The 13,436-nt window shown below is 46.2% G+C and carries 7 protein-coding genes; 2 read left to right on the top strand and 5 right to left on the bottom strand.

The window, feature by feature from the left end; all coding sequences use genetic code 11:
• Positions 1–1,821 (top strand): sensor histidine kinase, encoded by a 1,821-nt coding sequence (locus CHA6605_RS31230; protein WP_015158325.1) that lies wholly within the window; start codon positions 1–3, stop codon positions 1,819–1,821.
• A gap of 175 nt (positions 1,822–1,996) precedes the next feature.
• Positions 1,997–2,665: an SDR family oxidoreductase gene (locus CHA6605_RS04315; protein WP_015158324.1), complete on the top strand. Its 669-nt coding sequence runs from the start codon at positions 1,997–1,999 to the stop codon at positions 2,663–2,665.
• Between the two features lie 40 nt (positions 2,666–2,705).
• On the opposite strand, the gene CHA6605_RS04310 is transcribed toward CHA6605_RS04315, so the two are convergent.
• From CHA6605_RS04310 to CHA6605_RS04290, 5 genes are all read right to left on the bottom strand, one after another.
• Positions 2,706–3,506: a TIGR01548 family HAD-type hydrolase gene (locus CHA6605_RS04310; RefSeq protein WP_015158323.1), complete on the bottom strand. Its 801-nt coding sequence runs from the start codon at positions 3,504–3,506 to the stop codon at positions 2,706–2,708.
• Positions 3,507–3,695: 189 nt separating this feature from the next.
• On the bottom strand, positions 3,696–6,962 hold the full coding sequence (locus CHA6605_RS04305; RefSeq protein WP_015158322.1) for a non-ribosomal peptide synthetase: 3,267 nt from the start codon (positions 6,960–6,962) through the stop codon (positions 3,696–3,698).
• A gap of 340 nt (positions 6,963–7,302) precedes the next feature.
• Positions 7,303–11,574: a non-ribosomal peptide synthetase gene (locus CHA6605_RS04300; protein ID WP_015158321.1), complete on the bottom strand. Its 4,272-nt coding sequence runs from the start codon at positions 11,572–11,574 to the stop codon at positions 7,303–7,305.
• A 128-nt stretch (positions 11,575–11,702) separates the two neighbouring features.
• Entirely contained in the window at positions 11,703–12,671 is a 969-nt protein-coding gene (locus CHA6605_RS04295) for an MvdD family ATP-grasp ribosomal peptide maturase (RefSeq protein ID WP_015158320.1), read from the bottom strand.
• 191 nt (positions 12,672–12,862) lie between these two features.
• Positions 12,863–13,324, bottom strand: coding sequence for a microviridin/marinostatin family tricyclic proteinase inhibitor (locus tag CHA6605_RS04290; RefSeq protein WP_015158319.1), 462 nt, complete (start codon positions 13,322–13,324; stop codon positions 12,863–12,865).
• Positions 13,325–13,436 lie beyond the last annotated feature (112 nt).

Genomic DNA, 13,436 nt, shown 5'->3' with positions numbered 1-13,436 from the left:
ATGAACGGCTATTGGGCAAAGATTCAAAATTGGTGGCGACAAATACCAATCGAAATTCGAGGTTCTTTGGCGATCTGTCTACCACTACCTTGTCTGTTCGGCATGGCGATCGCGGTGGCGATCTTACACCAACAAACGATCGTCGCCCAGCAAAATGTAGACCATACCCAAGAAGTTTTAACTAAAAGTTACAGTAGCTCGATCGAGCTAGTTAGTGCTGAAGCTGCCGTCAGCAGTTACTCGATGGTTAAAGACAAAACTTTTCTCGAACCTTACGAACTGGCTGCAAAAAATATTACGCCAACACTCGATCGGGTCGAACAACTCGTCAAAGATCGCCCGCAACAGGCAGCACAAGCTAGTCGATCTCACCAGATCGCGCGATTGCAGATGCAACAGCTCGCAGCCAGCATTCAGCAAATAGAATCAGCAAATAGTGACAATCCTCAATTAGTAATCGGCAGCTTGCGCCAAAGTAGGCAACTGATGGATCGGTTTCGGCAGGAAATCGGTAACTTTGAAGCCGAAGAAGCCCGCCTGTTAAATATCCGCACGCAATGGCTGCAAGATCGGCAGCAACTTAGCTTTGAAGCCGTCTGGGTGGGCATAGTCCTGGGTTTAGTAGGGGCGACGATCTCGATTAGGTCGCTCCGACGGCTAGCGACAGAAATGTACTCATACGATCTGAGCTTACGGCACAGTCGCAACACGATCGAGACAGTCGTCACCAATATCGTCGATGGTGTGATGACGATTAACAATCGAGGTCAAATCCAAACATTCAATCAGTCAGCAGTAGAGATGTTTGGTTATAGTCCCGATGAAGTCATCGGTCGGAATTGGCAAGAACTCTTAAATTGCGAAGCTGAAGATACTCAAAAGCTGCTGTTTTACGAACCTAGTTTGGTAGCCAGTGCCAAACCCAGCGATCGCGTGTGGCAGGCGATGGGACAGCGCAAAAATGGTGAATGCTTCCCGATTGAAGTTTCGATCAATAGTATTGCCGCTGAAAATGACTGGATCGCGATCGTCCGCGATATTACCGAGCAGCACCAAGTAGCCGCTAAACTTCATGCCAAAGCCGTCGAAATGTCTGCACTCAATCATGCTCTCAATACTACGAACAACTCATTGCTCCAGAGCAACCGCGAACTCGACCAATTTGTCTATGTAACCGCTCACGATCTCAAGGCACCACTCCGAGCGATTGCTAGTTTGTCAGAATGGGTAGAAGAAGAGCTCGATAAGTGCATCTCACCGGGAACGCGAAGTCAAATGCAACTGATCCGCCGCCGCGTCTATCGAATGCAATCATTACTCGATAGCCTTCTAGCATACTCACGAGCCGGACGTACCCAAAATCCAGTGGTCAATGTTGATGTCAATCGTCTGCTCGAAAAGATCTTGCGCGGACTAAATCCGCCCGCAACATTTACGATCGATATTGCCAATCTGATGCCGACATTTGCTACTCGCACTCAGCCGCTCGAACAAGTATTTTTCCACCTGATCGACAATGCGATCCGCCATCATCCGACGCAAATGGGTGTGGTAGCAATATCGGCGATCGATCTGGGCGATCGTTACGAGTTTGCGATCGCGGATAATGGCGAGGGGATCGAACCACAGTATCATCAAAAAATTTATCAGATCTTTCAAACCCTCAAACCTCGCGACCTCGAAGAAAATATCGGCGCAGGGCTAGCGATCGTCAAAAAGATCGTGACTGCCGAAGGCGGCACGATTCGGTTGGAATCTGAACCTGGTAACGGCAGCACTTTTCGATTTACCTGGCTCAAACACCCCATTCCTCCTTGTTAGCAACCAAAACTATTCGATCGCCACCGTGGGCAAATGGAATCGCTTCCTCACGCGCTATCCATCCCTACGCCGCAATGCTAACGCGTAGTTACTTTCGCTGATTCGGTTAAACTTTTCCAACAGCGGAATGTGGATGCTAGGATTTTGATTAGAGCTATTACTCATCCATAAAATTATGACAACTTCCGGCTCAATTTTTCTGGCTGGTGCTAGTCGTGGTGTTGGGCATCAAATTGCCCGCATTTTGGCGACCCAAAATGTGCCTGTGTTGGCCTTGATTCGGTCGTCTGCCGCCCAATCCGATCTCCAGGCTCTGAACGTGGAAACGGTGGTGGGTGATGCCCTCAACCCGACCGATGTTACCAATGCCATGAACGGTCAAATCAGTGCGATCGTCAGTACGATCGGTGGAATGCCCCAAGATGGACAGCGGGCAGATTTCCTCGGCAATAAACACTTAATTGATGCGGCGGCGAACAAAGGGGTCAGTCGGTTTATTCTAGTTTCTTCACTAGGTGCGGGTGCCACCAAAGATGCCATTCCAGCTACTGCCTATGAGGCTTTGGCTTCTGTATTAGCTGATAAGGAAAAGGCCGAGCAATACCTGATGGATAGTGGCTTGAATTACACGATCGTCCGTCCCGGTGGTTTGAAATCGGAGCCAGCTACGGGCAATGGGATCTTGACTTTAGATCCCCATGTGGCTGGCAGCATTACCCGCTCGGATGTGGCGACTTTGGTATGTCGTTGTCTGGCATCAGACGCGGCTCAAAATCGGGTGTTATCGGCATTCGATAAAAACATGGTCTACGGCACGGCAGCGTATCGAGAGTTCGTGGTGTAGTTGTAGCAAACTGCAATACTAATCACTCCGGCGCGATCTTCTAGGCAGGTTTGATTCCTATCCCTTGAACTGAGGTAATTAGATCGGGTGTAAGTTCCCCAATCCGATCGAGGACCACGCTAGCACCAGCTTGAATCAAGTTCTGGCGGTAGCTATCGATTTGTGAAGCTTGGGCAAGAATATGTGGTGGTAATACGCCAACAGCGATCGCCTGTCGATTTGGTTGTTGGCTTCTAGCATTGATAACTGTGTGCATATCGGCAACAGTATCGCCGACATAGACAATCGGTAGTCGCTCGGTCTGCTCGTATTGCTGTCCTAGTTTGGCAACCGCCATAAATAACCCGTGGGGATCTGGCTTCCCTGGCGCGTCTTCCATTGCCACTAGCACGGGCGCAGTCAGCCCCAATCTTCGTTCTAAGATATAACTAGCAGATCCTCTGGTGGCACCGCTAAAAAAGCCCCAGGGAATGTTAGCAGCCGTGAGGGCATCAAAATATTCTAGGCTGGCGAGGATTGGTTCGTCGCAGATATAACCATTCCAATTTACAGGATCTGTCCCGCGATATTTAGTTTGAAAATAAGCCACAATTTTATCGTAATCTAGATTTAATTGCGATCGAGTTTGACCCTGACTTTCAAAATAGCGATAAATCAGTTCCTGTGAGGCTTCCCAATCATTATTCCAGATGCCTTCATTTTTGAGCATGTCGATTTCTACCGCAGTAGGGCGATAGGCGTCATTGGTAAATTTTGATACTGTATCTGCCAAGGCGCGACGATAGGAGTTCCCTACGTCCCGAATTACTCCATCGATATCAAATACCACGATCGCGCTCATCTTTGGTTGTCTGTCTAAATTAAGTAAAAATTTACCATACTCTTCGATCGAGCTAGTAGTCTACGGCGTAAATAAGGTGACTATTTTGGTGGGGAGCGGCGGCTTTGCCGACGAGAAGGCGCACCAAGCAAGCGAGAAAAGACAGGGAGAGTTGGCAAGAAATGGTAGCTTCATTTCTGCCGTCTCGTACTAAATCGATCGAAATTCTACTTCTTCTCGATCGAGTCCGGTAGTTTCAGTCTCATCTACATTTGCTGCCCAACACATTATATCGATATACCTGGCAAGTTGGGCGATCGTGGGGGCTTCAAATAAATTGCTGACGGGTAAATCTACTTGGAAATTGTCACGGATGCGGGACATTAGTTGCGTCGCTAGTAAAGAATGACCGCCAGATTCAAAAAAATTGTCGTGGATGCCTATTTGTTCTTTGCCCAAGATTTTTGCCCAAATTTTGGTAAGTAACTCTTCGACTTGAGAGCGCGGTGGCACATAATCTCGATCGTGGTAATTACTTAAATCTGGCGTTGGTAATGCCGCGCGATCGACTTTACCATTTGGTGTGAGTGGTAAATATTCCAAGAAAATATAGGCTGTTGGCACCATATATAATGGTAGCTTCGAGCTGAGAAATTGTCGAAAGCTGTGTATTTCTGGCGTTGGCTTTTGTTGTCGATCGAGTATGATATAAGCGACTAACTGTCTATCATCTGGCACATTCTCTGCAACAATGACAACATTTTGACTGACTGCTAGATGCTGATTTAATACCGCTTCAATCTCTGCTAACTCAATCCGAAAACCGCGAATTTTTACTAGATTATCGTTACGACCTAAAAATTCAACATTACCATCTGGTAGATAGCGCGCTCGATCGCCAGTTTTATACAGACGTGGATTTAAATGAGCGTCAAAAGCACGATCGATAAAGGCTCGCTCGGTTAATTTGGGTCGATCGAGATAGCCTCGTGCCAGTCCATCTCCACCCAGATAGATTTCGCCAGTGACGCCAATCGGTAGCGGTTGTAAATGGGGATCTAATATGTAAATTTGGGTGTTGGTAATCGGACGCCCGATCGGCAAAGATGAGATCGATCGTGACAGATCTACGTCATAATAAGTGGAAAATGTGGTATTCTCGGTCGGCCCATAAACATGAATTAAATGCTGAGGCGCACCATGTTCTATAATCTTATTAACCCAGCGCACATCGACAGTCTCACCACCAAATAGTAAATATTTAACTGTCTCAAAAGCTTGAGGTACATCTCTAGCAATCTGCTGAAACAAGGCCGTAGTTAAAAATAAAATATCAATCTGGCGATCGCGGATTTCTAGTGCAAACTCTCTAGGTGAAAGCGTTACCTCCCGACCGATTGCCACGAGTTCGGCACCATTGAGCAACGCACCCCAAATCTCAAATGTCGCTGCATCGAAGGAAATATTTGCGGCTTGGGCAACTCGATCTCCTGGCTCCAATTTGATGTAATTTGGATTGCATACCAGCCGATTTATCGCTTTGTGAGCTACAGCTACTCCCTTGGGCTGACCTGTCGAACCAGAGGTGTAAATAACATAGGCTAAATTATCGCTATTTACATTATATTGGAGATTATCTGCTCGTTCTTGGCCGATCGTTTCCCAATCATTATCGAGCAAAACAAGCGGATTTTTAAAATCTTTAAACCGATCGATTGAGTTCGATTGCGTCAGTAATACTGCAACTTTCGCATCTTCAAGCATAAAATTAAGACGCTCTTGAGGATAGCTGGGATCTAATGGCACATAAGCTCCTCCTACTTTGAGAATAGCCAACAATCCAACGATCGTGTCGATCGATTGGGGAATACAAATACCGACTAAAACTTCCACACCTACTCCTAATTTTTGCAGGTATCGGGCAAGTTGGTTGCTGCGAGCGTTTAATTCTCGATACGTAATTCGATCGTTAGCAAAGTTTAGCGCGATCGCATTGGGATATTGCCGCATCTTTGTTTCAAAAATGCGATGGATACACTGAGTTTCGGGATTATCTACTTGGGTGTGATTCCATGCCACCACGACCCGATTTAGTTCTAGATCGCTTAATAATGGTAAGTTAGCAATTCGTCGATCGGGATTTGCGACAATGCCCGATAATAGAGTTTGGAAATGGTTCTGCATTCGATCGATCGTGGCTGGCTCGAATAAATCTGTGTTGTAAACTATTACCCCTCGTAGACCTTGATTATCCTCCCAGTTGTCACCGTCTAAGCTCCGAAAATCTTCGTCACACTTCCACAGATGCAGTTCCAGATCGAAGCGAGTTGTTTTAAATTCAATATTAATTAAACTCGGTACTAATCCTGGTAATTCTAGCGCGCACATGGGTGAATTCTGGAAACCAAATACCACTTGAAATAGCGGATGATGGCTTAAGCTCCGCTCTGGATGCAGTTCTGATACTAACTTTTCAAATGGTAAATCTTGATGCGTGTATGCGCCGACTGTTACCGCTCGTACTCTATCTAATAATTCTCGAAAAGTAGGATTTCCAGCTAGATCGCTTCTCAAGACTAAACTGTTGACAAAAAAGCCAATTATCCCTTCGATTTCGCTACGGTTCCGGTTAGCAATTGGCGAACCGATCGTGATATCTTCTCGATCGGTATAGCGGTAAAGTAGTGTTTTAAATGCTGCTAGCAGAGTCATAAATAAAGTGGCTCCTGCTTGCTGTGACAACTGTTCTAAGCAATCGGTTAGCTGTTTTGGTAACTCTAAAAATCGTGCTGCTCCTCGATAGTTTTGGATTGCCGATCTGGGTTTGTCGGTAGGCAAATGCAACGTCGAAATACCGTTTAATTGCTCCCGCCAGTAAGCTAACTGGGTGTCGAGGACTACTCCTTGCAACCACTCGCGCTGCCACTGCGCAAAATCTGCGTACTGGAGAGGCAGTTCTGACAGCGGGGAAGGTAAATTTTGGTCAAAAGCTGCATACAGCGTGCCTAGTTCCCCAATCAGCACCCCCAGCGACCAATCATCACAGATAATGTGGTGCATATTAATTAACAGAATATGTTCTGTGTCTGACAAAACAAGGATGGTAACTCGCAATAATGCCCCAGATGCTAGATCGAAGGCGTGTTTTAGCTCGTTGTTAATAATACTCTTGGCTCTGACATCTCGCTCTTTAGCTCCTAAGTGCTGGAGAGCTACTAGATGCACGGGGATAGTTGCGCTGGGTAAAATCGCTTGTAGAGGTTGCCCATCTTCTACTATAAAAGTGGTGCGTAAGGTTTCGTGACGACGGACGATTTCATTAAAAGTCCGTTCTAGTGCGGCTAAATTTAGCGAACCTGCCAGGTGAATTGCTGTGGGCACATTATAAATAGCATTGTCAGGGATCGCTCGATCGAGGAACCAGAGCCGCTGTTGGGCAAATGATGCGGGAAAGACGAAGACTTCTTCAGAAAACATATCGATCTTTATTGGATTAACACTGGTAGTCTACGGCGTAAATCTAGTTACTATTTTGGCGGGGAGCGGCTCGCAGCCGGGAGGTTGTCTTGATGCAATTGTATGGGCGGGAAACCCGCCCACATTGCATCGCTTCCTCCCGGATTATGCGGATGCGCTCCGGTCGGGTTTCCCGACCATGGAAGCGCACCAAGCAGCGAGACAAGACAGCGGGGAGCGGGGAGAGTGGGCAAGAAATGGGAGCTTTATTTCCGCCGTCTAGTACTAGTCCGCATAGGCGGACTTTGCATCGTTAGCCCCGATTTCAATCGGTAGCGGAGTCAGAACGGAGCCAATCTCCTCAACCCCTTAGCGCAGCCTTATCGATACAAGCTTTTAGCTGTGCCGCAAGCACCTGGATATGCGGTTTCCTGAGCATCGTCAGATGGTTGCCAGGAAGATGATGAATTTCCGTACCACCTTGAGCAAGCCGATCCCAACTCAGACTCGGATCTTCCTTGCTAAGGCTCGATCGATCCTTGGTTCTAAATAAATTAATGCGGCTGGAGTAAGCTTGCGGCACGTAGTCGAGCGCGGCTTGACTATTAGCATAGAACACCCGCAGCATCGGCACGATTGCTAACTCGCTTAAAATTCTGAGTTGAGATTCTTTCGACGGGTTGACGGTAGTATTCTGTTGCGACCGCCTTGGTGGCGCGCTTCGCGATCGAGATTGCATCAGCCACTCCCAACCGGAGTAACGCAAGATTTTATTTAAAATAGGAAATCGATCTCTTAAACTCTGAATTTGCTGCTTGACGATCGCGATAATTAGATAAACATAATCGAGAAAAAACGGCCAAATATATCGCGCCGCTGTCGTTAGCATAAACTTTAAGCCATGACCTAAAGATACATGTCCTGGAATTGGTGCTAAAGTATCGAGCACCGCTAGTAATGCTACTTCTTGCCCTGCCTGTTGGAGCTGTTGCGCCATTTCAAATGCCACCCAACCGCCAAACGACCAACCGCCCAAATAATAAGGGCCGTGAGGCTGTACCGATCGCAATGCTTCGATATAATGAGCAGCCATATCTTCAATCCGCGTTAGGGGCGGAGTTTTGCCATCGAGTCCGATCGGTTGTAACGCATAAAACGGACGATCTTTCCCTAACTGTGCGGCTAATTCATAATAAGGAAAAATAACGCCAAAAATGGGATGAACGCAGAAGAAAGCTGGACTGGAGCCATCAGGTTGAATCGCAACTAATGGCGATCGAGCGAGATTATCTGGTGATGAAGACAGACAAGTTGCTAAACTTTCAATTGTCGGATTTAAAAATAAGCTAGCTAGCGGTAGTTCGTAATTAAGTTGCTCGGATATTTGCTGTAATAATCGCACAGTTAATAGCGAATCTCCACCCAAATCGAAAAAGTTATCGTAAATACCCACCCGATCTATATTCAAGACTTCAGCCCAAATCTGCGCCAGTGTGGACTCGGTGGGAGTACGCGGTGCGATAAATTCTCGATCGATCTCCTGTGCGGGAGCGATTTTGACCAGCGCATCTCGATCGATTTTGCCACTAGCGGTGAGCGGTAGGGTATCCAGTATAACAAATGCTTTTGGCATCATGTATTCTGGCAATTTTTCAGTTAATAATTTGCGTAATGAAAATATAAAATTTGGTGTCTCTATATTGGGAACAATATAAGCAATTAAATACTTGTCTCCATAGCTATTGTCTCGATCGATTACTACTACTGTTTGCACTTGTGGATATCGACGGATCGCTGTTTCTATTTCTGATAATTCGATCCGAAAGCCGCGAACTTTTACGAGATCGTCACTACGACCTAAAAATTCAATGTTACCATCCGATTCTCCACACAAGACGCTACGCGATCGATACCGAGCTAAGTCTCCTGTCTTGTAGAGTCGCGCTGCCTGTCGGTCGTCAAAAGGATTAGCAATAAAATGTTTGGCAGTCAGTTCGGGACGATTGATATAGCCTCGTCCCAATCCGTCACCACCGATGTATAATTCGCCATCGATTCCAATCGGGACTGGCTCTAAATGCTTATCTAATATATAAATTTGCGTATTCGATATCGGTCGCCCGATCGATATTTGTGCGCTGGTAGATTTAATTTCTGCAATAGTAGACCATACCGTTGCTTCAGTCAGTCCGTAAGCATTAAAAAACTGCCGTTGAGGTTGCCACCACCTGTTAATCATATCTGCGGGGCAAGGTTCGCCCGCACAAATAATAGTTTGTAATGCTGGTAGCGATGCTAAAGGTAGAACGGCTAATACTGCGGGGGGTAAGGTGACATGAGTAATCGCTCGATCGCGCAATAATTCTAGCAAAGGTCGTCCCGGTAATAGGGATTCTTTGGTGGCTAAATCAAGAGTTGCACCAGATTGCAATGCCATCACAATCTCAAAAATCGAAGCGTCGAAACTTAACGATGCAAATTGTAAAATGCGGTGACTCGGTTGAATATTAAATACCTCAATCTGAACTTGTGCTAAGTTAGACAATCCTCGATGTTCGATCGCCACGCCTTTCGGTTGACCCGTCGAGCCAGATGTGTAGATAACGTAAGCCAGGTTATCTAATGTGACACAATTAGTTAGATTCTCTGGACTGTATTGTCTAATAGATGCTGAATCTCGATCGAGATCGATAATTGGCTGCAAGAAATTTTCAAATCGAGCGATTGAATGCGATCGAGTTATTAACACTGAAACTCCAGCATCTGCTAACATCAAGTTCAGACGCTCTTGAGGCAGACTGGGATCTAAAGGTAGATATGCTCCACCCGCTTTAAGAATACCTAAGATCGCCACGATTGTTTCTGGCGATCGATCGAGACAAATTCCGACTAATCGATCGGGAACAATCCCCAATTCTTGCAAACAATGGGCAAGTTGATTGGCGTAAATATTTAGATCGCGATAGGTTAATTGCTGCTGGTTAAAGACTAAGGCGATCGCGTCGGGAGTTTCTCGTACTCGTTCTTCAAATAACTGATGAAAACACTCGTTAGGGTACTCTTTTTTAGTATCATTCCAATCGATTAATAGCTGTTGTCGTTCGATCGCACTCAGGATAGCCACAGCGGAAATGCGCTGTTCTGGATTAGCAATAATACTTGCTAACAAGGTTTGAAAATGTCCGAGCATTTGGGTAATAGTCACATCATCGAAAATATCGGTGCTATAAACCATTTGTCCTTTGATACTTCCCAAATCCTGCCACAAATGGAACTCTAAATCGAGCTTGGCAGTTGTGGTATGGCAGTCGCCAGGACTATTCACACACTCCAAATCCCAGTCCTCGTAGTCCGCGTAGGCGGACTTTGCATCACTAGCAACGACTTCCAGTCGTTGTGATGTCGTCGTAGCATCGAGATCGAGTAGCGACACTGTTACTCCAGGCAACTCTAGTGTAGAGATCGGCGTATTTTGAAAGCTAAATGCCACCTGAAACAACGGATGATAGCTCAAATCTCGCTCTGGATGCAGCTCCTCTACTAGCTTTTCAAACGGTAAGTCCTGATGAGCATAGGCACCCAGAGTTACCTCTCGCACTCGATGCAACAATTCTCGAAACGTCGGCTGCCCCGAACAATCCGTTCGTAGTACCAAACTATTAACGAAAAAACCAATTATCCCTTCTAATTCGCTGCGGTTACGATTGGCAATAGGCGAACCGATGGCAATATTTTCTTGCTGTGTATAGCGGTAGAGCAAAGTCTCAAACGCTGTCAGCATCGTCACGAACAAAGTAACGCCCTCGCGGTAGCTCAGTGCTTCTAATGCTTGACTCAGAGAGGGCGATAACTCTAAAACCTGTTTTGCACCTTTATAGCTCGGCACTGCGGGTCTGGGACGGTCTGTGGGGAGATTTAGCACCGGGATGTCGTCTAATTGATGCTGCCAGTAAGCTAACTGAGTTTGCAGCGGCGAGCAACCATTTACATCTAATTCTTGCAGCCATTCCCGTTGCCATTGAGCGAAATCTGCATATTGAATGGGTAGTTCTGGTAGGAGCGCAAAAGCTTTATGGTGGCGATCTCCAGATGCAAAGGCTTTGTATAATATGCCTAGTTCTCTAATTAGCACGCCGATCGACCAACCATCGGCGACAATGTGATGGAAATTTAGCAACAGTACATATTCGACATCATCTAGCTGTAGCAGCTTTACGCGTAGCAATGGCCCAGTAGTCAGATCGAACGGCTGTCGAGCCTCGGCGGTGGCAATTTGCCGCAGTTGTAGTTCGCGTGCTTGGCTCTCGAAATTGCGTAAATCGATAAGGGGTAGCTGGATGCTCAGGCTCGGCGAGATCGCCTGTAGGGGTTGCCCATCTACTACAACGAAAGTAGTACGTAAGGTTTCGTGGCGACGGACGATTTCGTTAAATGTCTGCTCTAAAGCGGTAAAGTCGATCGCACCTTCGAGACGCAGTGCGGTGGAGACATTATAAAAGGGATTGCCTGGTGCTAACCTGTCGAGAAACCACAATCGCTGCTGGGCAAAAGACGTGGGAAAAACGAACACCTCTGCGGCTTCAGCACAATTAAGTTTGTCATCGGTAAGACTACTCGAAAGATATCCACCCATAGAAAAATTGCCTGTAGTGCCCTGGCAATCAGCTTACTGTCGATCGCCAATCTACCAAATCAATCACAAGACGGATCTTTCATGCCAATTTTAGCCATTTATGAAGATCTTCTACATTTGCTATCTATCTATCGACATAATAAATCGGCGATCGCCTTAGAAATTGGTAAACCTGCATACAGTTCTAACCAGAAGAATTCGCCGACAGGATTCACTTCTAAAAATACATAGCGACCGTCTACGGTGACAATAATATCGATCGCCCCATAATTTAACCCAAAATACTCCATAAACTGCAATAATTTTGCTTCCACATCGCTAGGTAAAGGATAGGGATACCAAGCATCAATTAGAGCAATTCCTTCTTTACGCCAATCTAGCTTGGCATTATCTAGTTTTTGCGAATCTACCGCCGCACAAAATACCTGTTTGCCGACGATCGTCACTCGTAATTCCACCTGTTTGGGGAGTAATTCTTGAAAAGTCATCGGGCAAAATTTTAAGCCGTCTAAATTTTCTAAATCAGCATCTGAGAGGCGATTGGTAAAGACGACTTGCTCTTGTCCGCGATCGTCGTAGATCGCAAACGAAGCCATCATTTTGGCGATCGTGCCTGTCGCACAGGTGCGGGCAAATTCCTTCACGGCGGCGGGTTGATTGGTAATTAGAGTCCGGGGGGTATCTAGCCCGATTTCTCTGGCTACACGCAGTTGGAGCTGCTTATTTTCGACTCGGCGAATGACGGGAATCGAGTCGAGATGAAAGGCGCGCAGACTGGTAATCAATCCAAACAACGTGGCTCGCGATTCTTGAATCGAAGCATATCGAAATTGCTCGTCCATTTGAGCCGGAATTTTGCCGCCGACATTCAACCGCCGATACCAGACACCGCTGACTCGAGCTAGATCGAATTGTTGTCCGTCTTGAAGCAGTAACAGTTTTTCGACGTCCCCACTGTACAGGATGTCTAACTGCACCTCCGTCGGAAATCGATCGGTATCAAAGCGAATCGCCATCTCCCCCCGCCGTTCGATTGCTTGACTCACCAGCTCGATACTTTCATTGTCTTGGGTGTGAGTAATAATGAGGACGCTCATAAGTTGTTAGACATTGAATCTGATTGGAGGGTAGAGGGTGGAGGGTGGAGCTGAATATATAGTTGAAATGCTAGTAGTCTACGGCGTAAATAAGGTTACTATTTTGCGGGGAGCGGGGAAAGAAATGGTTGGTTAATTTCTGCCGCATAGTGCTAGGTAGCGGCTGATGCTTTTTTACTTCAGATCGCAGTCTACCGACGATGGCGACGATATAGGTTACCGCCAGTATTATCTTCGGCATCGGAGGGATATTTCTTAGTTGTAATTATACCGCCAGTATTATCTTCGGCATCAGAGGGATATTTCATTGTTGAAACTGTCCCACCACCAGTATTATCTTCGGCATCAGAAGGATATTTGCGAGTAGTCACCGTGCCTTTTTTGCCTAGATCGCTGAGACTATTTAATGGTTGTGTTTGAATAGTAGAAGATTCTGTTAAAGCTACTTTATTATCGACTACTTCTGGGTGTTGACCTTCTAAGAAGCGTGCAAAAAATGGTAAATTTTTTTCGGCTGAGTCGTTGGTTTGAATTTGACTAGGGGTATTTTCGGCAACTTGAAGTGAAGTTGCTAATGTCGGAGTAGCCGCGACTGCTGCCAAACTTAGTAATGTAAGAGTGCTGAGTGAAAATTTAATTGAAGATGCTTTCACGATCGATCGCCCTATGAAAATAAATATCTAACTATTAGCTCCAATAGCGATCGATTATTTTCCGCAATATTCGATCGATTGCCACGATCGGGCTGTCGTGCCGGGTGTGCGA

This window comes from Chamaesiphon minutus PCC 6605, from assembly GCF_000317145.1.
Taxonomy (GTDB): domain Bacteria; phylum Cyanobacteriota; class Cyanobacteriia; order Cyanobacteriales; family Chamaesiphonaceae; genus Chamaesiphon; species Chamaesiphon minutus.
The sequence above is the reverse complement of the archived record's forward strand: the minus strand, read 5'-3'. Positions and strand labels throughout refer to the sequence as shown.

Bases quoted from the DNA above. Each gene is read 5' to 3' on its own strand.
- CHA6605_RS31230 (WP_015158325.1), top strand. From the start codon at position 1: ATGAACGGCTATTGGGCAAAGATTCAAAATTGGTGGCGACAAATACCA.
- CHA6605_RS04315 (WP_015158324.1), top strand. From the start codon at position 1,997: ATGACAACTTCCGGCTCAATTTTTCTGGCTGGTGCTAGTCGTGGTGTT.
- CHA6605_RS04310 (WP_015158323.1), bottom strand. From the start codon at position 3,506: ATGAGCGCGATCGTGGTATTTGATATCGATGGAGTAATTCGGGACGTA.
- CHA6605_RS04305 (WP_015158322.1), bottom strand. From the start codon at position 6,962: ATGTTTTCTGAAGAAGTCTTCGTCTTTCCCGCATCATTTGCCCAACAG.
- CHA6605_RS04300 (WP_015158321.1), bottom strand. From the start codon at position 11,574: ATGGGTGGATATCTTTCGAGTAGTCTTACCGATGACAAACTTAATTGT.
- CHA6605_RS04295 (WP_015158320.1), bottom strand. From the start codon at position 12,671: ATGAGCGTCCTCATTATTACTCACACCCAAGACAATGAAAGTATCGAG.